The sequence below is a fragment of the Alsobacter sp. R-9 genome (assembly GCF_054612375.1).
In genome coordinates this window covers 44,796-67,124 of sequence record NZ_JBTSWJ010000004.1, presented here as the reverse complement: position 1 = coordinate 67,124, position 22,329 = coordinate 44,796, and the positions used below count along the sequence as shown (strand labels likewise).

The following is a 22,329-nucleotide window of genomic DNA, read 5'->3' as shown; positions in this document are numbered from 1 at the left end:
ACTCCCGGTTCTTTGGCCGTTTCGGCCTTGCTCCACCGGTACCGCAGGGCCGTCCCCGCCGGTGTGCGCCCGCGCACGTGGCGTGCTTGACCGGTTCGGGGGCCGCTTCTACGGTGCGCGCCGTTCGGGGCCGGGGCCCCTCAGGCGGGCTGATCGATGACTGAAACGCTGCGACCGGAACGCTCGTTCCAGGGGCTCATCCTCACGCTCCACCGCTTCTGGGCGGAGCACGGGTGCGTCGTCCTGCAGCCCTACGACATGGAGGTCGGCGCCGGCACGTTCCATCCTGCGACGACGCTGCGCTCCCTCGGCCCGCGCCCCTGGAAGGCGGCCTATGTGCAGCCCTCGCGCCGCCCCAAGGACGGCCGCTACGGCGAGAACCCCAATCGCCTCCAGCACTACTACCAGTACCAGGTGATCCTGAAGCCGTCCCCGCCGGACCTGCAGGACCTCTACCTCCGCTCGCTCTATGCCATCGGCATCGACCCCGGCCTCCACGACATCCGCTTCGTCGAGGACGACTGGGAGAGCCCGACGCTGGGCGCCTGGGGCCTCGGCTGGGAGTGCTGGTGCGACGGCATGGAGGTGAGCCAGTTCACCTACTTCCAGCAGGTCGCCGGCTTCGAGTGCTCGCCCGTCTCGGGCGAACTGACCTACGGGCTCGAGCGCCTCGCCATGTACGTGCAGGGCGTCGACAACGTCTACGACCTTAACTTCAATGGCGGCGAGGGGGCGGACAAGGTCACCTACGGCGACGTCTTCCTGCAGGCCGAGCAGGAATACTCCCGCCACAACTTCGAGGCCGCGGACACGGAGATGCTCTTCCGTCACTTCCGCGACGCCGAGGCCGAGTGCCGTGCGCTGCTGGAGAAGGGCGAACGCGGCGAGGGCGAGCGTCACGCCATGGCGCTGCCGGCCTACGACCAGTGCATCAAGGCAAGCCACGCCTTCAACCTGCTGGACGCACGGGGAGTCATCTCCGTCACCGAGCGGCAGAGCTATATCCTGCGTGTGCGCGAACTCGCCAAGGCGTGCGGTGCCGCGTGGCTGAAGACCGAAGGCGGCGGCTTCGCCGCGGCCTGAAGGCTGACCCATCGCGCCTCCGGGCGTTGCTGCAAGCCGATCCTTGCAGGCCTGCTCCTTCCGGCGCGGCATCGCGGCGGCCTAGGCTTGGCCGTCGGTGGCGCCCTGCCGCCGGGAGGGACCTTCATGGACAAGCCTGCCGTGGGCGGCACCGCCCCCATCCCCGTCGAAGTCAAGGCCGGACAGACCTACTGGTGGTGTGCCTGCGGCAAGTCGAAGAACCAGCCTTTCTGCGACGGCTCGCACCAGGGCACGGCCTTCGTGCCGATGGAATGGACGGCAGACGCGGACAAGCGCGCCTTCTTCTGCACCTGCAAGCAGACGGGCAAGTCGCCGCTCTGCGACGGGTCTCACAAGTCGCTCTGACCGCCGCGCCCTGCGCGTCGGCAGCCCCTACCGCAGGACCGTCGGGCTGATCCACCAGTCCGGATGGAGGGCGCGGAGCGCGCGTGCCGCGCGGGCTGCGGCATGGCAGTCCGGGAACAGCGCGAAACACGTTGCTCCCGAGCCCGACATCCGCGCGAGCCGGCAGCCCGGGAGGCCGCGCAGCGCCAGCAGGACGTCGGCAACGGCCGGCGCCGTCGCGATGGCGGGCGGTTCGAGGTCGTTGCGTCCTTCGTTCGCCCAGGCCGTCGGGTCCGACGGCGCCGTGAAGCCCGCCGACGGGCCGGCCTGACCGGGCGCGAGGGCCAGTCCCCTGAACACCGCGGGCGTCGGCACCGCGACCCGCGGGTTGACCAGCAGCGCGAACAGCGGATCGAGCGGGACAGGCGGACCGACCTCGTGGCCCGTCCCTGCCATCACCCGCGCCCGCGGCGCGAGGCAGACGGGCACGTCCGAGCCGGTGCGCCGGGCCGCCTCCGCCAGCCGCGGGTCGTCAGGCGGAAGGCCGTTGGCGCGGGCGAGGAGCCGCAAGGCCGCCGCCGCGTCGGAGGAACCGCCGCCAAGGCCCGCCGCGACGGGCAGCCGCTTCGTCAATCGAAAACGGCCGGCAACGAGGCCGGGGACGAGCGCAGCGAGGTGATGGGCGGCCCGCAAGACGAGGTTGTCGTCGTCGGGCCCCGCCTGCGCGGCCGTGGGCCCCTCGACCTTCACAGCCAGGGACCGTCCGGCCTCGAGGACGAGGCCGTCGCCGACACCGGCGAAGGCCACGAGGCTCAGGAGGTCGTGGAACCCGTCGTTGCGGCGCCCGAGTACGTGAAGCGTCAGGTTGACCTTCGCCGGGGCGCGGTCGCGCAGCATGGAGGCGGACCCGGGGCTCGCGCCGCCGTCCGGCTCAGCCGCCGTTCGCCTTCTTCTCGATCTCGGCCGCCGCGGGCTTGGGGTCGTCCTCGAGGCCGGATTCGAGCTTCTTGAGGATCTTCGGCAGGTCCTCGGGCTCCGGCTTCAGGTCGCGCGCGTGGTTCCACTGGAAGGTGGCTTCCAGCTTGCGGCCGACGCGCCAGTAGGCATCGCCGAGGTGGTCGTTGATCACCGGGTCGGCCGGCTTCAGTTCCACGGCCTTCTCGAGGAGCCGCACGGCCTCGTCGTAGCGTCCGAGGCGATAATAGGCCCAGCCGAGGCTGTCGACGATGTAGCCGTCCGTCGGCCGCTGCTCGACGGCACGCTTCAGCATCTTGAAGGCCTCGTCGAGGTTCATGTGCTGGTCGACCCACGAGTAGCCGAGGTAGTTCAGCACCAGCGGCTGGTCGGGGAACAGCTCCAGCGCCTTGCGGAAATCCGCCTCGGCCTTCGGCCACTGCTTGGTGCGCTCGTAAGCGATGCCGCGGAAGTAGAAGAGGCTCCAGTGGCTGTTGTCGATCGGGCCGACGGCGTCGATGGCCTGCGTGTAGACATCCGCCGCCTTCGCGAAGTCCTTCCGCGAGCGGTAGATGTTGCCGAGCGCACTGAGCGCCTCGATGTCCTTCGGGGACTTCGCGAGCACCTTCTGGAGCTGCTCCACGGCCTCAGGCCGGCGTTCGAGCTGCTCGAGGTTGAGCGCGATCTGCACGTCGGCGCTGCGCCGCAGCGGCGAGTCGGCCGCCACGAGGTCGTAGGTGTCGTTGGCGCGCTCGGTCTGCTTCAGCCGGTCGTAGATGTCGGCCAGCGTGATCGTCGTCAGCGGATTCGTGGTGTCGAGCCAAAGCGCCAACCGCAGGTAGAGCATGGCGGCGATCTCGTCGCCCTGGCGGTTGCCGGCTGCGCCGAGCCCGTAGAGCACTTCGGCAGCCCCGGCCGAAACCGTCGGCACGGCGCTGTCGAGCGGCGTCCCGGCCTCCAGCCTCGCCAGCGCATCGACCGTGATCGGGTGGCGCGGCAGCAACTTGTCGAAATCGCGGTAGACCTGCTTCGCCTCGTCCGTCTTGCCCCGGCGGGCGAGGAAGCGGCCATAGACGTCGACCATGCGCAGCGTCTTGCTCTCGGCCTGGTAGGCGGCCTTGAGGCGCTTCTCCGCCTCGGCCTGGTTGCCGGTGAGGTCGGCGATGAGGCCCGCATGGTAGTCGCGGAACACGGCGATGGCGTCGCCGCCCTTCATGCCGTCGACGATCTCGAGCGCCCGCTTGCCGTTGCCGGAACCGGCGTAGGACCACGCGGTCAGCAGCGTCGCGGTGATGTCGTCGGACCGGTTCTTGCCGCCCTTCGACAGGCGCTGGCGCGCCTTCGACCACTGCTTGCCCTTGAGGTCGCGCACGGCGAGGGCGAGCTGCGCGACGCCGTTGTTGGGATCGCGGGCGAGCACCTTCTCGCCCAGGCGGCCCGCTTCCGCATAGGAGCCCTCGACGAGCAGGGCGATGAAGGCCCGCTCGGTGAGCTCCGCGCTGCGCGGGTCGTCCCGCAGCGCCTCGCGGTAGAAGAAGGCGGCGGCACTCGTGTCACGGGCGGTGCCGGCCACCCACGCCGAGAGGTAGTTGCCGGCCAGCGACGAGCCGGCGTCGATGGTGTCCGAATAGGCGGGCTGCGCCGGCTGGTTGGCGAACGCCGGCAGCCCGAGGCTCACGAGGAGAGCGGCGGCGGCAAGGCTGGCCCGGCGCCGGGCGGCGAGTGAGGCGAAGATCACGACGTCCCGCTTTCCCTGTGTGCGAGTCGGCCGTCCGGCCGGAGACGGGCCCGCATGGCCCATGGCACCCTGAATCGCCCTCGCAACATGGCGTTTTTGGGGTGGCGCGGCAAGCATCGACCGCACGCGCCGTCGCGGCAGGTCGTCACGATCCGACGACGAGACCCCGCGTCGGGCTCCGCCGCGCCCGTCCGGGCGGGCTGCTTCGGAAGCGTGAGCCCGGCGGCGGGATTTACCGAACGATAACGCGACTTTTGCGTGTTGTTTACGGATCGGGCCGCATCATGGCGCCGGTATCCACCGTCGCGCCCGAGGAGGCCCGAATGACCAAGACCGTTGCCAAGGCCGTCGCCGTCGTCCTGATGATGAGCTTCGTGGCCGCCTGCGCCACCAAGCCGGCTCCGTCGCCCGCCCCGATCGTCCGCAAGGGCTGATCCTCGGCGAGAGGCATGAAGAAGCCCGGCGAAGGCCGGGCTTTTTTCGTTTCGGGCGCCGCTGCGCCTCGTCGCCGCTCTCACATGTTGGGGTAGTTCGGCCCGCCGCCGCCCTCCGGCGTCACCCAGGTGATGTTCTGCGCCGGGTCCTTGATGTCGCACGTCTTGCAGTGCACGCAGTTCTGGGCGTTGATCACGAAGCGCGGGTCCTTGCGCGCCTCGGCGTCCGCGTAGACGACCTCGTATACCCCCGCCGGGCAGTAGAGCCGGGCCGGCTCGCCGTACAACGGGAGGTTCTTCGCCACCGGTACCGACGGGTCGGCCAGCTTCAGGTGCGCCGGCTGGTCCTCCTCGTGGTTGGTCGCCGACAGGAACACGGACGACAGCTTGTCGAAGGACACCACGCCGTCCGGCTTGGGGTAGACGATCGGCTTGACCTGGTCGATCGGCTTCAGGGTCGCGTGGTCGGGCTTGCCGTGCTTCATGGTGCCGAACAGCGAGAACCCGAAGAGCTCGTTGGTCCACATGTCGAGCCCGCCCAGCGCCACGCCGACGGCCGTCCCGAACCGCGACCACAGCGGCTTGGCGTTGCGCACCTTGTAGAGGTCCTGGCCGATGGCGCTCGACCGCCAGGCCTCCTCGTAGCTCGAAAGCTCGTCGTTGGCGCGGCCCTCCGCCAGCGCCGCCGCGACGTGCTCGGCCGCCAGCATGCCGGACAGGATCGCGTTGTGGCTGCCCTTGATGCGCGGCACGTTGACGAAGCCGGCGGCGCAGCCCACCAGAGCCCCGCCCGGGAAGGAAAGCCGCGGCACCGACTGCCAGCCCCCCTCGGTGATGGCGCGGGCGCCGTAGCTGATGCGCTTGCCGCCCTCGAACGTGTCGCGCACGAGCGGGTGCGTCTTGAAGCGCTGGAACTCGTCGAACGGGGAGAGGGTGGGGTTGTCGTAGTTGAGGTGGACGACGAAGCCCACCGCCACGAGGTTGTCCTCGAGGTGGTAGAGGAACGACCCGCCGCCCGTGCCGTTGCCGAGCGGCCAGCCGAAGCTGTGCTGCACGAGGCCCGGCTGGTGCTTCTCGGGGGCGACCTGCCACAGCTCCTTGAGCCCGATCCCGAATTTCTGCGGATCGCGCCCATCCGACAGCTTGTAGCGGGCGATGAGCTGCTTGGAGAGCGAGCCCCGCGCACCCTCGGCGAAGAGCACGTACTTGCCCCGGAGCTCCATGCCCCGGGTGAAGCTCTCCTTCACCTCGCCGGACTTCGAGATGCCCATGTCCCCGGTCGCGACGCCGACCACGGCGCCGTTGTCGTCGTAGAGCACTTCGGCGGCGGCGAAGCCGGGGTAGATCTCCACGCCCAGCGCCTCGGCCCGCTGGCCCAGCCAGCGCGCCACGTTGCCGAGCGAGGCGATGTAGTTGCCGTGGTTGTTCATCAGCCGCGGCATCAGCGCATTGGGCAGGCGCAGCGCCCCGGCTGGGCCGAGCACGTAGAACCGGTCGTCGGTCACGGGCGTGCGCAGCGGCGCATCAGGGTCCTCGCGCCAGTCGGGCAGGAGCCTGTCGAGGCCGACGGGGTCGATGACGGCGCCGGAAAGGATGTGGGCCCCGACCTCGGAGCCCTTCTCGACGACGACGACGGACGTATCGGGCGCGACCTGCTTCAGCCGGATCGCCGCCGCGAGCCCGGCTGGCCCCGCCCCCACGATGACCACGTCGTAGTCCATGCCCTCGCGCGGCATGCTCTGCGCTTCGGCCAGATCCATCGCAACCCTGCTCCTGCTGCCCGTCCGCCGGCGTCTCCGCCGGGTCTTGCGGTTGGCCCCACCTATGGACGAGGCCCATGGCGCCCGCAAGCGGGGAGATGCCGCGCCGCCTCGTGCCTTCGGCCGATGCGCGGCCCCTTCCTCCCGCATGCCCCGGTGCCCTAGAATGACGGCATGACCCAGCCCGACCTCCATCATGCGGCCGCGCAGCTGCTGCGCTGGTACGCCGACATGGGCGTCGACGTGGCGATCGACGAAAGCCCGCACGACCGGATGGTGGCGAACCCCGCCGCGCCGGAGGGGCGCGGTGCATCGGCACCCCAGCCCGCGCCGCCGGCGTCCCGCGGGCAGGCCGCCGCCACGGTTGCCTCCGCCGCGCCGCCTGCACCGTCGGACGCCGCGCAGTCCGCCCGTCTGCTCGCGCGCTCGGCGAAGACGCTGGAGGAGTTGCGCGGCCTGCTGGACACGTTCGAGGGTTGCGCGCTGCGCAAGACGGCGAAGTCGCTCGTCTTCGCCGACGGCAACCCGGCGGGCCGGGTGATGCTGGTCGGCGAGGCGCCGGGTGCGGAGGAGGACCGCTCGGGCCTGCCCTTCGTCGGCCGCTCGGGACAGCTGCTGGACCGCATGCTGGCCGCCATCGGCCTCGACCGCGGCAGCGTCTACATCGCCAACGTGATCCCGTGGCGGCCGCCCGGCAACCGCACGCCGACCCCCCAGGAAGCGGCGGTCTGCCAGCCCTTCATCGAGCGTCAGGTGCAGCTCGCCGACCCCGACATCCTCGTCTGCCTCGGCGGCCCCTCGGCGCAGGCGCTTCTCGGCGTGAAGGATGGCATCCTGAAGGCCCGGGGCCGCTGGACGACCTACGACACGGGCACCCGCAGCATCCGCGCCATCGCCACCCTCCACCCCGCCTACCTGCTCCGCCAGCCCCTGCAGAAGCGCCTCGCCTGGCGCGACTTCAAGGCGATCAGGGCGGCGCTGGAGGAGGGCAACCGGACGCCGGGTTGACGACGCCCGAAGGCGTCTCGTTCTCCTGAGCGGCAAGCGGAACAAGCCCCGGCGGTGCCATGCCCTTCTCCCCGTCCACGGGGAGAAGATGTCGGAGCACAGCGGAGGCGGATGAGGGGCGGCAGTGGAAGAGAGCGCAGCGAGGCGCCTCATCCGCCCCTGCGGGGCAGCTTCTCCCCACGGCGTGGGGAGAAGGGAGGAGTGAGCCGCGACGCGACGGCAAACAAAAAAGCCGCCCGGAGGCGGCTCTTTCGGGTGTCTGGGTCAGGCAGTTCAGGCCAAGACCTCAGTTCAGCCGCGCCTTCACGTCGGCGAGGCCCTGGGCGATCATCTTGTCCGCGTCGCCGCCGGCGACACGGGCCCGAAGCAAGGCTTCGGAGGCAGCAACCGCGGCATCAGCAGCAGCGGCGCGCACCTCGGCGGCGGCCTGCGCCTCGGCCTGGGCGATCTTCTGCTCGGCCATCTTGGTGCGGCGGGTGACGAAGTCGGCGAGCTTCGCCTGCGTCTCCTGCGCGAGGCGCTCGGCCTCGGCGCGGGCGGTGCGGACGATCTCCTCGGCCTCGGCCTCGGCCTGCTGGCGCTTCTTCTGGTAGTCCGCGAGCACGCGCTGAGCCTCGAGGCGCAGCTGCTTGGCATCCTCCAGCTCGGCGCGGATCTTCTCGGCGCGGCCGTCGAGTCCCGAGGTGAGGGCCTTCACGCCGCCCATCTTGATGACGATGCCGACGAAGATGAAGAAGGCGACGGCGACCCAGAATTCGGCTTCGAACATGGCGGACCTCAGCGCGACAGGGTCTTGGTGACGGCGGCCTCGACGTCGCCGGCCGCAGGCGCGGACCCGGCGAGGCGCTGGACGATGGCCGAGGCGGCATCGACCGCGATGCCGCGGACGTTCTGCATGGCCTTGGCCTTGCCGTCGACGATCTGCTGCTCGGCCGCGGCGAGCTTGGCGTTGAGATCGGCCTCCAGCGCCTTGCGCTTGGCATCCGTCTCGGCGGCCAGCTTGTCGCGCGTCTCGCCGGCGATGGACTGGGCGCGGGCCTTGGCGTCGGCGAGGGCCTTCTCGTACGCCGCGATTGCGTCGTCCGTCTGGGCCTTCAGCTTGGCGGCCTCGTCGAGGTCGTCGGAGACGCGGCGGCCGCGCTCCTCGAGAATGGCGGCGACGCGCGGCAGCGCGACCTTCGCCATCAGGACGTAGAGGGCCCCGAAGGCAATGGCCAGCCACAGCAGCTGCGAGCCGAAGGTGTGGCTGTCGAACGGCGGAAAGCCGCCCCCATGCCCGCCGGGAGCCGGCGCCTGAGTGGTTGCGTGCGTCGTCTGCGCCATGACCTTACCTCGATGCGTGGAACGGTCCGTGCGGGCGGGGAGGCGTCAGCCGCTCCCGCCCGCGTCGGATCCGACCGTAGTCGCCGATCAGACGGCGAAGAGGAGCAGCAGCGCGATCAGCAGCGAGAAGATGCCGAGCGCTTCCGTCAGCGCGAAGCCGAGGAGCAGGGTGCCGCGCTGGCCGTCGGCGGCCGACGGGTTGCGCAGGGCGCCCGAGAGGAACTGGCCGAACAGGTTGCCGAGGCCGATGCCGGCGCCCGCCATGCCGAGGCAGGCCAGACCAGCGCCGATGTACTTCGCAGCAACGGGATCCATGGAACTCTCCTTGAGGTCGGATCGTGGGGAAGGAGCCGGTCTCAGTGACCGGGATGAAGGGCGTCGTGCAGGTAGATCGAGGTCAGCGTGGCGAAGACGTAGGCCTGCAGCACGGCAACCAGGACTTCCAGGGCGGTGAGCGCCACCGTGAGCGCCAGCGGCAGCGGGGCGAGGAGGCCCCAGGCGCCGGCGCCGAGCAGCGTCGCGATGAAGCCTGCGAAGATCTTCAGCGCGATGTGGCCCGCCAGCATGTTCGCAAACAGACGGACGCTGAGGCTGATCGGGCGGGAGATGAAGGAGATCACCTCGATCGGCACCAGGATCGCGAGCATCGCCGGGTGCACGCCCGACGGCACGAACAGGCCGAAGAAGTGGGTCCCGTGCGCCATGAGGCCGTAGATGATGACGGTCAGGATCACCACGCCCGCGAGCGCCGCGGTGATGATGATGTGGCTCGTCACCGTGAACCCGTAGGGCAGCATGCCCGCGAGGTTCAGCACGAGAATGAAGATGAACAGCGAGAAGACGAGCGGGAAGAACTTCATGCCGTCCGAGCCGGCCGAACTTCGCACCGTGTCCGCCACGAACTCGTAGAGGACCTCGACCATCGACTGGAGCCGCGTCGGCACCATCGAGCGGCTCGACGTGGCCATCAGCATGACGACCGTGATCAGCGCGACCGCGCCGAGCATGTACAACGCCGAGTTGGTGAAGACGATCTCGGTATGCCCGATGTGGAACAGAGGGCCGCCAAGGGTCTTCAGCTCGAACTGATGAATCGGATCGGCCATGGCCGGTCGGGCTCTCTCTTCTCTGTCGCGGCGCCCGGCGAGCCGGTCTCCGCTTCAACGCCGCCGGGGCGGCACCACGTCTTGTGCGGGCATCATCCTGGTCCGCCGGCCGGTATCCACCCGGCGGGATGATGCCTGCGCCGGTCTCAGGAGCCGCCGCCCGGAGGAGGAGAGGGCGGCTTCACGAAGCCGGACGCCCTCATCACGTTCCAGACGCCGGCGCCGAAGCCCAGCATCAGGAAGACAATCATCCCCCAGGGCCGCGTCCCTGCGACGCTGTCGAGCCCGTAGCCCATGAGCGCACCCGCGATGATCCCGGCCATGAACTCCGTCGAGAGACGGAAGGCCTTGCCCATCGCCGAGGGCCCGGTGCTGGTGGTCTGGCTGGCTGCGCTTCGCCTCGGATCCTCGGCCTTCGCTTGCGCGAGCCGCTGTTCCAGGCGCTGGAGCCGACCGGAGAGCTCGACGTCCCTGGAGGATCCGGATCCGGTCCCGTGCTCTTGATGCCCGTCGTCTGCCGCCATCGTCGGAGCCGCGCGTTGCATGAGCCCGGGACGCCGTCCCTGACGCCCCCTGAAAGTCGCGCGCACCATAGTTTCCGGTCGAAACGGTGTCAAGGACGGGGAAAGACCGCTTATCTCCTTGAGAAATTGGTGTTTTTCCCGCCTTCGACCAATGGACATGGGAGCTCTCCCGCCGTTGGCGCCGGCGGACGGCTCAGCCGGTCAACCGTCCTGCGGGAGCGGGCCCTCCGTTGACAGGTTCCGCCTGGCCCGGAACACTTCCCGTCATTGCTTTCACCGAGGTTTTTTCATCATGGCTTGTTCTCCTCTCGGCATTCTGCCGGGCCTCTTCGAGACGACTCAGCAAGGCTTCTGGTCGACCGGGAACGGAAGCGCCGGCGGACGCAGCATCACCGTCACGCCCGGCGCCGGCTACACCGTCAACGGGACTGCCTTCTTTCCCTCCGCCGGCACCGTTCGGCATCGCTTCTTCGGGGCGGCGAACCACCTCGCGGTCGTGGAAAGCAACGGGTCCGACCATGCTCTCGGAATCATCGACTTCACCGTGTCGCCGCCGGCCTACCGGCAGATCTTCTCGGCGATCACCGGCACGGGCCTGCCGAGGCTCCAGCCCAGCGCGGGCAACGGCGCCGTGTTCCTCTCCGCGGTCCCGACGACGGGAGGGCTGAGCGGCATCGGCATCCACCGCAGCGACACGGGACAGACCCTCGTGCCGTTCGGCGGCGCGATCTCCGTGGCGAGCGAGCTGGTCGGCAAGGCGACGGACACCGCGCTCGTCATCATGGTGGGCGGAACGGAACCCGCTTCCGGGGCCCTTCCGGCGGGTCGGCTGCGGATCACGCCCTCGAGCCGGTCCTTCGGTGGCGTGCCGGTGGGCGGCTGCGCGGTCCCCGCCCCGCAGCGCACCTTCACCCTCTCGAACATCGGCAACGACTGCCTTGACGTCGGGGCCATCGCCGACGCGCCGCCCTTCCGGGTGGTGGCGAGGAGCCGGCCCCCGGGTGAAGGAATCCGGCCTGGCGAATCGATGACCGTCACCGTGGCCTTCGAGCCGACGGCGACGGGGCCGGCCTCGCGGCACCTCGCCGTCACCCGCTCCCCGGCCGTGGGCGACGACCGCCTGTCGTGCTCGGGCAGCGGCGAAGTCCCGCAGGCCGGGTGCTCGGCTGCGATGGTGGGTGGCGGATCGTTCGGCTACGTCCCGGTCGGAACGACGGTCGGCCCGCGCACGCTGCGCATCACCAACACGGGGCAGATGCCGCTCACCGTGTCCGTTGCGGCCAGCACGGGTGGCCCGTTCACGTGGCCGGACGCTCCGCCGCAGGTGCTGACGTGCGGCCAGTCCCGCGACCTTCCGGTCAGCTTCGCGCCGTCGGCCGAAGGGGCGGCCAGCGCCATGGTGACGGTCGATGCGGGGGCCGCCGGCATCCGCACCGTGCCGCTCAGCGGCGAGGGCTGCGTGGCGCGCCCGCGCATCGACGCGCCGCCCTCCTTCCCCACCTTCGGACAGGTCCGCCAGGGCTATCGCATGGTGCGCTTCGCCCGGGTCCGCAACACGGGCAACGCGACGCTGACGTTCTCGGCCCGGATCGAGGGACCGGACGCCGCCCTGTTCGGGCTGGTGCCGGCGGACGGCAGCATCGTCTCCCCCGCCGCCACGCGCGCCTACGAGGTCGCGCCCACTCGCAGCTGCGGGCCCGGCGCCACGGGCGATGCCGTCGAGGAGGTGGCGGTGGTCTTCTTCGCCGACGGCGCCCCGCCGCGCTCCTGCGCCGCGCAACTCGTCATCGACGGCCACAACGACCCCGTGGCCGGGGTCCAGCCGTCGTTCGCCTACCCGCTCACGGCCGAGATCATCGCGGGCAACGTGGTCGATCTCGTCGCGGTGCTGGATCGCTCCGACAGCATGAACCAGCCGGTCCCCAACGGGCCGCGCAAGCTCGATGCCGCCGTCGATGCCGGTCGGCTGCTGTTCCAGCTCCTGCCGCCAGACCGGGGCCATCGCGCCGCGGCCACCCGGTTCTCCGTGCAGGCGGACACCTTCGTCCCCATGACCGAGGTCACCGCGATGAGCCAGCCCGGCATGGTCGCGAGCATCAGCACCGCCAACCTCGCCACGCAGACGGCGACGGCCCTGGCCGCGGGCGTCATGGTCGGGTCGGAGCAGTTCGCCGTGCCGCGCCCCTCGGCTCCCCCCGGCGACCTCGTCCGCGCCGTCGTCGCTCTCACCGACGGCATCGAGAACACGGCCTACAGGAGCCCGGGCGGGCAGTACTTCTCCATCATCCCCGGCACCTACCGGGATCCCGACAACTCCGGAGCGACGGTGACCACGCAGGGCTTCGCCATGCCGCCGGGCGTCAAGGTCTACGCCGTCGGGCTCGGGACCGGGCAGGACGTCAGCATCGCCCAGCTCGACGCGCTGGCGAGCAGCACGGGGGGGCGGCTGGCGGTCGTCGACACGCTGGGCGCGGACGTGCGCTTCCAGCTCATGAAGGCGTTCACGCAGGTCTTCATGGACCTCGTGGACCGCGCGACGATCATCGATCCGCGCGCCACCATCGCGGCGGGCGATCGACACGAGATCCTCTTCCGCGTGCTGGCCGGCGACGTTTCGCTGAGCATCGTCGTCTACGACATCGACGGCGGCATCCGCCTGCCGTTCCACCTCGAGACGCCCGCCGGGGAGATCATCGACCCGAACCGGTTGCCGCCGGGCTACGAGATGCGGCCGGGCTGGACGGATGCCGGCCGATTCCTCGAGATCGGCACGCCGGTGGGCGAACCCGAACGCTACGCAGGCGAGTGGAAGCTCGTCGTCTGGCACGACGGCAGCCTTTGCCTCGGCCTGCCGCGCCCATCGCGCAAGGAGCGCGACAAGGAGGCGAAGCTGCCGGACGATTTCCGCGGCCTGAAGTGCCGGGAGAGCAAGAGGCCTGTAAACTACGGTTACGCGATCGCGGTCGGATCAAACTTCCGATTGCAGGCCTTCGTGACGCCGGGGCCGGTGGCGGTGGGCGAGCCCATCCTGCTCACGGGGGTCCTGAGCGAGGCGGGCCTTCCGGTTGTCGGCGGGGCGGTCGACGTCGAGGCGGTTTCTCCGTCCGGGCAGCGCTGGACCCTTTCGCTGAAGGACGACGGCACCCACGACGACGGCGCAGCGTCGGACGGGGAGCATGCGCTCCCCTTCCGCCACACGCTGGAGGCGGGGTCCTACGTCTTCACCTTCCGGGCCGTGGGGCAGACGCGGGCGGGCGAACCCGCGCGACGGGAGGTCGCCGTCGCCAAGTACGTCCACGGCCCGGTCACCGGCTACGGGCGCGACCCCGGCGGCATCGGCCAGGGTGCTCCCGTCCGGGGTGGCGACGGCGACTGCTGCGAAAGACTGCTGCGCGAAATGCGGGCGCAGCGACGTCTGCTGGAGGCGATCCTGAAGAGCCGTTGAGCCGGGAAACGGGACAATGCCAAGTCGCGCCGCCTCGTGTCGGCGCGGCGTGGCCCGTCCTACGACGCCTCGAGGAACCGCTCGGCGGTATCGAGGTCGACGGAGACGAGCGTGCTGACGCCGCGCTCGGCCATGGTCACGCCGAACAGGCGGTCCATGCGGGCCATGGTGATGGGATTGTGGGTGATGACGACGAAGCGCGTCTGCGTCGACTTGGCCATGTCGATCAGCAGGTCGCAGTAGCGCTCGACGTTGGCGTCGTCGAGCGGCGCGTCGACCTCGTCGAGGACGCAGATCGGAGATGGGTTCGTCAGGAACACGGCGAAGATCAGCGCGATGGCGGTGAGCGCCTGCTCGCCGCCCGACAGCAGCGTCATCACCTGCGGCTTCTTGCCGGGCGGGCGGGCGATGATCTCCAGCCCCGCCTCCAGCGGGTCGTCCGATTCGATCAGCTCGAGCTGCGCCGTGCCGCCGCCGAAGAGGCTGGTGAACAGCCGCTCGAAGTGGCCCTGCACCTCCTTGAAAGCGGCGAGAAGACGCTCGCGGCCCTCGCGGTTGAGGTTGCCGATGGCGCCGCGCAGACGCTTGATCGCCTCCGTCAGGTCCTCGCGCTCGGCCACGAGCCCGTTGCGCTGCTCCTCGACGGCCGTCAGTTCCTCGTCGGCGCGCAGGTTGACGGCACCCAGCCGCTCGCGGTCCTGCCGCAGAGCCTCGACCCGCCGGTCCACCTCCTCGGCGTCAGGCAGCGGCGCGCCCGGGGCGAGCCCGGCGATCTGCGGCAGAGCCTCGGGCCCGACCTCCAGCCGCTCGCGGATGGTGCGGACGCTCTCGCCGAGCCGCGTGCGGCACGCGTCCAGCCGCGCCTCGGAGCCCGCGCGGGCCTCGCGCGCCGCCGACAGCGCCGACAGCGCCTCGCGGGCGATCCGGTCGGCCTCGGCGAGGCCGCCTTCCGCGGCGGCGAGCCGGTCGGCCGCCTCCCTGCGCCCGGTCTCCGCCTCGCTGATCTGGGTCAGGATGCCGCGACGGCGCGCCGCGAAGGTGTCGGGTGCTTCGCGCAGGGCCTCGCGCTCCTCCTCCACCTCCGTGCGGCGGCGCTCGATCTCCTCGATCTGCCCGATTGAGCGGTGCCGGCGTTCGTCCCACGCCGCCTTGTCCGCCGCGATGGCGGCGAGCCGGCGGCCGCGCATCTCGGCCTCGCGCTGCAGGCTCTGCACCACCACGCGCGCCTCGTTGGCGGCCTGCCGGTCCGCCTGCGCCTTCTGGCGGGCCCGGTCGAGCGCGGCCTCCAGCGCGGCCGCGTCGGCCATGCCGGCGACCTGCTGGGCGAGCCCGTCGCGACGCTCCGCGACGTCCTGCCGTTCCGCCTCCAGGCGGCTTTGCGCCTCGACGAGCGCCGAGCGCCTGGCGGCGACTTCGCCCTGCCGGCGCTCGGCCTCGGCCAGCCTCTGGCGCACCGCGTCGAGGCCCCGGCGCATCATCTGCGCCGCCTCGTACTCCTGCACCTCGTCCTGCGAAGCGAGCCGAACCGCCTGCTGCGCCGCCTCCGCCTCCGAGCGCAGCGATTCCGCCGCGGCGCGCGCCTCTGCCGCCTCGCGCTGCAGGTCGCCCAGCCGGTTGCGTTCGGCGAGGCGCCGCGCGGCCGCGCTCGGCGCGTCGGCGGCGGCGGTAAAGCCGTCCCAGCGCCAGACGTCGCCCTCGCGCGACACCAGCATCTGGCCGGCCTGCAAGCGGTTGCACAGGGCGTGGCCCTGCTCCCGGGTCACCACGCCCACCTGCCGCAGACGGCGCCGCAGGGCCGGGGCACCGTCGACCCGGTCGGACAACGGCTCCGCTCCCGCCGGCAGCGGCGAGTCGGCGTCGCCGGGGCCGGTATCGGTCCAGTGCACAGGGGCTGAAGGGTCCGACGACGCGTCGAGGTCCTCGCCCAGTGCTGCACCCAGCGCCGCCTCGTAGCCCTTGGCCACCGTCAGTTCGTCGAGCACCGGCGTGAACCGGCGGTCGAGCGCCGGCGCCAGCAGCTTGGCGAGCGTCCGGACCTCGGTCTCCAGCCGCTGCGCGCGCCGGTCGGCCTCCTGCGCCGGCTGGCGCAGCGCCATCTCGCGCTCGCGCGCAGCGGCATGCGCCTCGCGGGCCGCCTCGGCCTTCAACTCGGCCTCCTGGGCAGAGTCGGCGACGCCCTCCATCTCGGCCCGCAACTCGGCGAGACGCACGGCACCGCCGTCGGAGGCGTCGAGGGCGGCGAGGTCCTGCGCCACGCGGGCGATGTCGCGGTTGAGCCGCGCGATCCGCTCGTCGGCTTCCCGGATCGTCCGCTCCGCCGCCGCCCGGCGGGCGTTGCGGTCGGAGAGCGCCGACTGCGCCGCGGACAGCGCCGCCTCGGAGTCGAACAACACGTCCTCGAGGCCGGCGAGCCGTTCCCGGGCCTCGGCGGCAGCCTCCTCGGCGCCATCGGAATCGGCCGTCAGGCCCTCGGCCTCCGCGTCGAGCCGCTGCAGCGCCCCCGCGGCGTCCTCGATCAGCGCCCGCTCGCGGGCGAGGTCGCGCACCAGCTCCTCGGCGCGCCGCTCCAGTTCCACGGCACGCTCGGCGGCCCGCTTCTCCTCGGCGTCGAGGCTCTCGCGGGCCATCACCAGCCGCTGCAGCGCCGCCGCGGCGGCGGCCTCGGCGTCGCGCAGCGCCGGCAGCTCGTGCGCCGCGACCGCCTGCCGCGTCGCCGCCTCGGCCTGCGCACGGGTGCGCTCGGCGACGAGCCGCAAGTCCTCCTCTGCCGTCCTCTCGGCGGCGAGCACGGCCTCGCTGGCGTCGCGCCAGGCGATGTAGAGGATCAGCGCGTCGGCCTTGCGGATCTCGGCCGCGAGCGACTTGTACCGCGCTGCCTGCCGGGCCTGCCGCTTCAGGCTCTCGACCTGCGCCTCGATCTGCTGCAGCACGTCCTCCAGCCGCACGAGGTTGTCCTCGGCGGCCTGCAGGCGGAGCTCGGCCTCGTGGCGGCGGGTATGCAGGCCGGCGATGCCGGCTGCATCCTCGAGGATGCGGCGTCGCGCCTGCGGCTTGGCGGCGATGATCTCGCCGATCTGGCCCTGCCGCACCATGGCGTGCGACCGGGCGCCGGTGGCGGCGTCGGCGAACAGGAGCTGCACGTCCTTGGCGCGCACTTCCTTGCCGTTGATCCGGTAGGTCGAGCCCTCGTCGCGCTCGATCCGCCGGGTCACCTCCAGCTGGTCGGCGTCGTTGAAGGCGGCCGGCGCGCTGCGCTCGCGGTTGTCGATGAGCAGCGCCACCTCCGCCATGTTGCGGGCGGGGCGGTTGCCGGAGCCGGCGAAGATGACGTCCTCCATGCCGGAGGCGCGCAGGCTCTTGTACGAGCTCTCGCCCATCACCCAGCGCAGCGCCTCGACGAGGTTCGACTTGCCGCAGCCATTCGGCCCGACGACGCCGGTGAGGCCGGGTTCGATGAGGAATTCCGCCGGCTCCACGAAGGACTTGAAGCCGGCGATGCGCAGGCGGGTCAGTTTCACGGGACGAACGCTCCCGTGCCCCGGCCGCCCGCGGCCGGGGTGGAGACTCGCCGGGCGTCAGGAGCCGACGAGCGGGCCGAGGATCTTGTCCAGTTCCTCAATCGTGAGCGCCCCGCGCTGGATCTGCCCGTTGATGAAGAAGGTGGGGGTGGAATTCACGCCGAGCTTGGCGCCCCGATCCCTCGTCGCGTTCACGGCGTCATAGATCTGCTGGTTTTTCAAGCAGGCCTCGAAGGATTCCTGTGTGAAACCGGCCTGTTTCACCAGTCCGAGCAGCGCATCGACGGGCTTGTCGACGAAGGCCCAGTTCTTCTGCTGCGCGAACAGCAGGTCGACGATCGGGTAGTACCGCTCGTTGCCGGCGCAACGCGCCAGCATGAAGCCGGCGGTGGCGAGCGGGTCCAGCGGGAACTCGCGCAGCACGAAGCGGACCTTGCCGGTGTCGATGTACTTCTTCTTCAGCTCCGGCCACGTCTTGGCATGGAACGTGGCGCAGTGGCTGCAGGTCATCGACGCGTACTCGTAGATCGTGACCTTGGCATCGTCCTTGCCGAGGACGACGTCTCCCAGCGGGCTCGCCACGGCGAGTTCCGAGGTGGAGACCGTTTGTGCCGCCGCCGGTCCGGCGGAGAGGGCGAGGCCCATGAGGCCGGCCCCGGCCAGGCTCAGGATGACGGAACGGCGGGTGGACATGGACACTCTCCTCGGCATTCGGCCGTGATCTCGTTCGGCCGACGACTCTTCACCGGCCCGAACAATGTGGCAAGACGCGGACGTTCGAAAGTCTTCCGCGCCGGGCGGGCGGCAAACCCGTGCGAAACGCGTTCACATCGGCTTGAAGAGGCCCTTCAGCCCTTCGACCGGGCCTTGATCCCCGCGCCCAGCCGCACGAGCGCCTCGCGCAGTCCCTCGTCCTCGACCTCGCCGACCATCGCGCGCGCCTCCGCGACGCTGGCCGGATCGGGCTCCCGAAGACCGGGCCGCGGCACGCGGTCGCGGCCGACGGGTCCCTGCTTCAGCACCAGCCGGCCGACGCAGCGCCAGCCATAGCGGGTGTTGACGCGCTCCACGATCACCGGGGCGAGGTGCTGCACCTCCAGCGCGAAGGCGCCCTCCACCCGCACCACCAGCGTCGCGGGTTCGCCGGGGCCGTCGTCGAGGGTGCCGGCCGGCCGGCGCGGCCACTGCAGCTTCACCGGCTCGCAGTGCTTCGCCAGCCGCTCGCCGACGATCTCCGGCCAGCCGACCACCACGTCGGAGGCGGCGAAGCCGTGGGCGGCCATCACCGGGCCGAGCGCGGAGTCGATCAGGTCGGCGAGGGGGCGCAGGGCAGGGGGCTTCACCGGGGGCCTTTTCCACAGGCGGGCGCTTCACGCGCCGCCGACGCCATGTCTAGGGTGCCATGATGGCCGCGACCGCCCCCACCGCACAAGCCGGGACCTCTCCCGATCCTCTTGCCCTGCTCGCCTGGTACGACCGGCACGCCCGGACGCTGCCGTGGCGTGCCCGTCCAGGCGAGACGGCCGATCCCTACCGCGTCTGGCTGTCCGAGATCATGCTCCAGCAGACGACGGTGCGGGCCGTCGTGCCCTATTTCGAGCGGTTCCTGCGGCTCTTCCCCACCGTCGAGGCGCTGGCGGGGGCCCCGACGGACGCCGTGATGAAGGCCTGGGCCGGCCTCGGCTACTACTCTCGCGCGCGCAACCTCCATGCCTGCGCGCAGGCGGTGGTGGCCCGGCACGGCGGCGTGTTCCCCGCCGACGAGGCGGCGCTGCGCGACCTGCCTGGCATCGGCGCCTATACCGCCGCCGCCGTGGCGGCCATCGCCTTCGACCGGCGGGCGGTCGTGGTGGACGGCAACGTCGAGCGCGTCATCACCCGGCTGCACGCCGTCGAGGAGCCGCTGCCCGCCTCCAAGCCCGTGATCCGCGCACTCGCCGACACTTTGACGCCGGACCGGCGCCCGGGCGACTTCGCGCAGGCGATGATGGACCTCGGCGCCACCATCTGCACCCCGCGCAGCCCCGCCTGCGGCCTCTGTCCCTTCCGCGCCCCCTGCCGGGCCCGCGCCGAGGGGACGGCCGAGACCTTCCCGCGCAAGTTGAAGAAAGCGGAGGGGCGACTGCGCCGCGGCGCGGCCTTCGTCGCGCGGCGCCCGGACGGCGCCATCCTCGTGCGCACCCGGCCGCCGAAGGGCCTCCTCGGCGGCATGACGGAAGTGCCCGGCACGCCGTGGTCCGCCGATTTCGAGGCGGACACAGCGCTCGCCCACGCCCCCCTCGACGTGCCATGGACGCGGATTCCCGGCTCGGTCGGCCACGTCTTCACCCATTTCCCGCTGGAACTCGTGGTCTTCCGCGCCGAGACAGGCGCCGCGGCGCCGGACGGCTGCCGCTGGCTGCCGGCGCGCGAGATCCCCGGCGAGGCTTTCCCCAACGTTTTCCGCAAGGTCCTCGCCCACGCGCTGGGGTAGAGGGGGCCGCCTCGCACCGAGGCTGCCCCTCATCCGCCTCCGCTCGCGCGGAGGCACCTTCGCCCCGCAAGCGGGGTGAAGGACGCGGAACCGTTGCGGGCAACGGCAGGGACGATGGCCGGAGTGATGGGGCTCGTCCCTTCTCCCCGCCCGCGGGGAGAAGGTGCCCGCGCAGCGGGTGGATGAGGGGCGGGCCGTGCTGCGAAGGATGGGGGAGCGGGCCGAGCCCGCACCCGCGCCGGATGAGAGGCGCCCCGCCTAACCCCCGATGCGCGAGAAGTCCGCCACCGAGCGGGTGGCGCGGCGCAGCTGCGAGAGGATGCGAAGGCGGTTCATGCGCAGGGCGGGGTCGTCGGCGTTCACCGTCACCTTGTCGAAGAACGCGTCCACCGCCGGGCGCAGCTGCGCCAGTGCCCGCATCGCGCCCTCGAAGTCCTCGCGGGCCACATGCTCGCGGGCGTGGCGCTCGGCGACGCCCATGACCTCCGCGAGCACCTTTTCCTCGGGCAGGCCCTGCGCGTGCAGGAGCGCGCCGTCGACCGCGCCGTCGAAGGCGCCGGCGCCGTCCTTCTTCTCTTCCGCGCGCAGGATGTTGGCGGCGCGGCGGTAGCCGGCCAGCAGGTTGGCTCCGTCCTCGGTGTCCAGGAACCGGCCCAGCGCCTCCACCCGGCGCACGATCATCAGCAGGTCGTCGGCGCCCTCGGCCCCGCCCGCGTCGCTCTCCGCTCCCGGGGAGGGGGTCGCCGGGACCGACAGGACCGCGTCGATCAGGTCATGCCGCGCCCCCTGCTCGCGCAGGTGGACCTTGAGGCGGTCGGCGAAGAAGTCGCCGAGTTTCGCGGCCCGGTAGGCGGCGGCCATCGCCCCGGCGAAGGCCGCAAGATCCTCGATGGTCCGGCCGCCGGACCACGTGCGCAGGCCTTCGAGCACGGCCGGCGCCTTCTGTTCCATCCAGGCGCGCACCACGGACGCGAACACCTGCCCGAGCGGCAGGCGGATGTCGTTCTCCAGCACGATCCGGATCACGCCCAGCGCCGCGCGGCGCAGCGCGTAGGGGTCCTTCGAGCCGGTCGGCTTCTCGTCGATGGCCCAGAAGCCCACCAGCGTGTCGAGCTTGTCGGCGAGCGCGACGGCGACGCTGACCGGGTTCGTCGGCACCCGGTCGCCCGGCCCCTGCGGCTTGTAGTGCTCCTCGATCGCGGCGGCGACGGCCGGGTCCTCGCCCTGCAGCTCCGCGTAGCGCCGGCCCATCAGGCCCTGCACCTCGGGGAACTCGCCGACCATCTCGGTCACGAGGTCGGCCTTGGCGAGGCGGGCGGCCCGGCCCGCGAGGTCCGGGTCGGCGCCCACCATCGGGGCGATCTCGCGCGCCAGCTCGACGAGGCGCTCGATGCGCTCGCCCTGCGTGCCGAGCTTTTCGTGGAAGACGATGTTCAGGTTCTCGAGCTTGGCGAGCCGCTGGTCGAGCGGCTTGTCCGCCACCATGGCGTAGTCGGCGAGCGGACGCAGGTCCGTCTCCCAGAAGTGCCGGGCGTCGGAGAGGCGCGCGCGCACGACACGCTCGTTGCCGGCGACGATCTTGGCGCCGCCGTCGCTCGCCTCGATGTTGGCCACGAGGATGAAGCGGTTGGCGAGCCCGCCCGTCGCCGGGTCGCGCAGCACGAAGCACTTCTGGTTGGCTCGGATCGTGGCGCGTACCACCTCGGGCGGGATGGCGAGGAACGCCGCGTCGAAGGACCCCATCAGCACGACGGGCCACTCCACGAGGCCGGCGACCTCCTCCAGCAGCCCCTCGTCCTCGACGAGCTCGAGCCCGCGGGCGAAGGCCAGCGTCTTCGCGTCGGCGAGGATGATTTCCTTGCGGCGGTCGGCGTCGAGCACCACCTTCGCGCGCTGCAGGGCTGCCTCGTAGTCCTCGAAGCGCCGCACGCGGATCGGGTCCGGCGCCATGAAGCGGTGGCCGGCGGTGACGTCGCCCGCCCGGATGCCGTCGACGTCGAACGCCACCACCTCGGGCGTCTCCGTCTCGGGGCCGAAGGTGCACAGGATCGACTGCAGCGGCCGCACCCAGCGCAGCGAGCCCGACCGGGCCGAGGCCGCGCCCCAGCGCATGGACTTCGGCCAGGGGAAGCTGCGCACGATCTGCGGGACGATCTCGGCGATCACGTCCTGGGTCGGGCCGCCCTTCTTCTCGATCACGGCGACGTAGAACTGGCCCTTCTTGCCGTCGTCCTGCACGCGGGCCTGAGCGATGTCGGTGAGGCCGGCGCTCTTCAGGAAGCCCTGGATGGCAGCGTCGGGGGCCCCGACGCGCGGGCCCTTGCGCTCCTCGGTCTGGTCAGGCCGGCTCGCCGGCAGCCCGGCGACGTGCAAGGCGAGGCGGCGGGGCGTGGAATAGGCCTTGGCGCCCTCGTAGAGACAGCCGCGCTCGACCAGCGCGTTGGTGACCAGCGTCTTCAGGTCCTCGGCCGCCCGCCGCTGCATGCGCGCCGGGATTTCCTCGCAGAACAGTTCCAGGAGAAGGTCAGGCATGGGATCCGTCGACGCCAGCGCCGCCAAGCCGGCGACGTCCGGCTTTTAGGAGGGTGCGGAGCCGCTGTCGAGATGCGGGCGGCCGG

The 22,329-nt window shown here is 71.5% G+C and carries 16 protein-coding genes and 1 pseudogene; 5 read left to right on the top strand and 12 right to left on the bottom strand.

What is annotated here, in order from left to right:
* Window positions 1–156: 156 nt before the first annotated feature.
* Complete coding sequence (locus tag ACX9GQ_RS08310; RefSeq protein WP_459629048.1) at window positions 157–1,083, top strand: glycine--tRNA ligase subunit alpha; 927 nt, start codon at window positions 157–159, stop codon at window positions 1,081–1,083.
* A gap of 126 nt (window positions 1,084–1,209) precedes the next feature.
* Complete coding sequence (locus ACX9GQ_RS08305) at window positions 1,210–1,449, top strand: CDGSH iron-sulfur domain-containing protein (RefSeq protein ID WP_459629047.1); 240 nt, start codon at window positions 1,210–1,212, stop codon at window positions 1,447–1,449.
* A 27-nt stretch (window positions 1,450–1,476) separates the two neighbouring features.
* On the opposite strand, the gene ACX9GQ_RS08300 is transcribed toward ACX9GQ_RS08305, so the two are convergent.
* The 3 genes from ACX9GQ_RS08300 to ACX9GQ_RS08290 all read right to left on the bottom strand — a co-directional run bounded on the left by ACX9GQ_RS08300 (window position 1,477) and on the right by ACX9GQ_RS08290 (window position 6,314).
* Window positions 1,477–2,325: a 4-(cytidine 5'-diphospho)-2-C-methyl-D-erythritol kinase gene (locus ACX9GQ_RS08300; RefSeq protein WP_459629046.1), complete on the bottom strand. Its 849-nt coding sequence runs from the start codon at window positions 2,323–2,325 to the stop codon at window positions 1,477–1,479.
* 34 nt (window positions 2,326–2,359) lie between these two features.
* Window positions 2,360–4,120, bottom strand: a complete 1,761-nt coding sequence (locus ACX9GQ_RS08295) for a tetratricopeptide repeat protein (RefSeq protein ID WP_459629045.1) — start codon at window positions 4,118–4,120, stop codon at window positions 2,360–2,362.
* Window positions 4,121–4,634: 514 nt separating this feature from the next.
* Window positions 4,635–6,314 carry an electron transfer flavoprotein-ubiquinone oxidoreductase gene (locus ACX9GQ_RS08290; protein WP_459629044.1) on the bottom strand — a complete coding sequence of 560 codons (1,680 nt, stop codon included), beginning with the start codon at window positions 6,312–6,314 and terminating at the stop codon, window positions 4,635–4,637.
* 174 nt (window positions 6,315–6,488) lie between these two features.
* On the opposite strand from ACX9GQ_RS08290, the gene ACX9GQ_RS08285 reads away from it, so the two are divergent.
* On the top strand, window positions 6,489–7,322 hold the full coding sequence (locus ACX9GQ_RS08285; protein ID WP_459629043.1) for a uracil-DNA glycosylase: 834 nt from the start codon (window positions 6,489–6,491) through the stop codon (window positions 7,320–7,322).
* Between the two features lie 286 nt (window positions 7,323–7,608).
* On the opposite strand, the gene ACX9GQ_RS08280 is transcribed toward ACX9GQ_RS08285, so the two are convergent.
* The 5 genes and pseudogenes from ACX9GQ_RS08280 to ACX9GQ_RS08260 all read right to left on the bottom strand — a co-directional run bounded on the left by ACX9GQ_RS08280 (window position 7,609) and on the right by ACX9GQ_RS08260 (window position 10,107).
* Window positions 7,609–8,091 carry a F0F1 ATP synthase subunit B family protein gene (locus ACX9GQ_RS08280; protein ID WP_459629042.1) on the bottom strand — a complete coding sequence of 161 codons (483 nt, stop codon included), beginning with the start codon at window positions 8,089–8,091 and terminating at the stop codon, window positions 7,609–7,611.
* Between the two features lie 8 nt (window positions 8,092–8,099).
* Window positions 8,100–8,657 (bottom strand): annotated as a pseudogene (locus ACX9GQ_RS08275) (F0F1 ATP synthase subunit B); the annotation flags it as partial.
* A gap of 75 nt (window positions 8,658–8,732) precedes the next feature.
* The gene (locus ACX9GQ_RS08270) at window positions 8,733–8,960 is read right to left on the bottom strand and encodes a F0F1 ATP synthase subunit C (protein ID WP_091831801.1); all 228 of its coding nucleotides are present in this window, start codon (window positions 8,958–8,960) and stop codon (window positions 8,733–8,735) included.
* A gap of 41 nt (window positions 8,961–9,001) precedes the next feature.
* Window positions 9,002–9,751, bottom strand: a complete 750-nt coding sequence (locus ACX9GQ_RS08265) for a F0F1 ATP synthase subunit A (protein ID WP_459629041.1) — start codon at window positions 9,749–9,751, stop codon at window positions 9,002–9,004.
* A gap of 146 nt (window positions 9,752–9,897) precedes the next feature.
* Complete coding sequence (locus tag ACX9GQ_RS08260) at window positions 9,898–10,107, bottom strand: AtpZ/AtpI family protein (protein WP_459629040.1); 210 nt, start codon at window positions 10,105–10,107, stop codon at window positions 9,898–9,900.
* 460 nt (window positions 10,108–10,567) lie between these two features.
* Between ACX9GQ_RS08260 and ACX9GQ_RS08255 the strand changes: the two genes are divergently transcribed.
* Window positions 10,568–13,720 (top strand): choice-of-anchor D domain-containing protein, encoded by a 3,153-nt coding sequence (locus tag ACX9GQ_RS08255; RefSeq protein ID WP_459629039.1) that lies wholly within the window; start codon window positions 10,568–10,570, stop codon window positions 13,718–13,720.
* 59 nt (window positions 13,721–13,779) lie between these two features.
* Here ACX9GQ_RS08255 and ACX9GQ_RS08250 read toward each other — a convergent pair whose 3' ends face one another.
* The 3 genes from ACX9GQ_RS08250 to ACX9GQ_RS08240 form a co-directional block, all read right to left on the bottom strand.
* A complete protein-coding gene (locus ACX9GQ_RS08250) occupies window positions 13,780–17,238 on the bottom strand; it encodes a chromosome segregation SMC family protein (RefSeq protein WP_459629038.1) in 3,459 nt (1,152 codons plus the stop codon).
* A gap of 57 nt (window positions 17,239–17,295) precedes the next feature.
* Window positions 17,296–17,931 (bottom strand): DsbA family protein, encoded by a 636-nt coding sequence (locus ACX9GQ_RS08245; protein ID WP_459629037.1) that lies wholly within the window; start codon window positions 17,929–17,931, stop codon window positions 17,296–17,298.
* Between the two features lie 155 nt (window positions 17,932–18,086).
* Complete coding sequence (locus ACX9GQ_RS08240; protein ID WP_459629036.1) at window positions 18,087–18,581, bottom strand: DUF721 domain-containing protein; 495 nt, start codon at window positions 18,579–18,581, stop codon at window positions 18,087–18,089.
* A 62-nt stretch (window positions 18,582–18,643) separates the two neighbouring features.
* Between ACX9GQ_RS08240 and mutY the strand changes: the two genes are divergently transcribed.
* Window positions 18,644–19,711 (top strand): A/G-specific adenine glycosylase, encoded by a 1,068-nt coding sequence (mutY, locus tag ACX9GQ_RS08235; RefSeq protein WP_459629035.1) that lies wholly within the window; start codon window positions 18,644–18,646, stop codon window positions 19,709–19,711.
* 258 nt (window positions 19,712–19,969) lie between these two features.
* Here mutY and glyS read toward each other — a convergent pair whose 3' ends face one another.
* Complete coding sequence (glyS, locus tag ACX9GQ_RS08230; RefSeq protein WP_459629034.1) at window positions 19,970–22,243, bottom strand: glycine--tRNA ligase subunit beta; 2,274 nt, start codon at window positions 22,241–22,243, stop codon at window positions 19,970–19,972.
* Window positions 22,244–22,329: the final 86 nt, after the last annotated feature.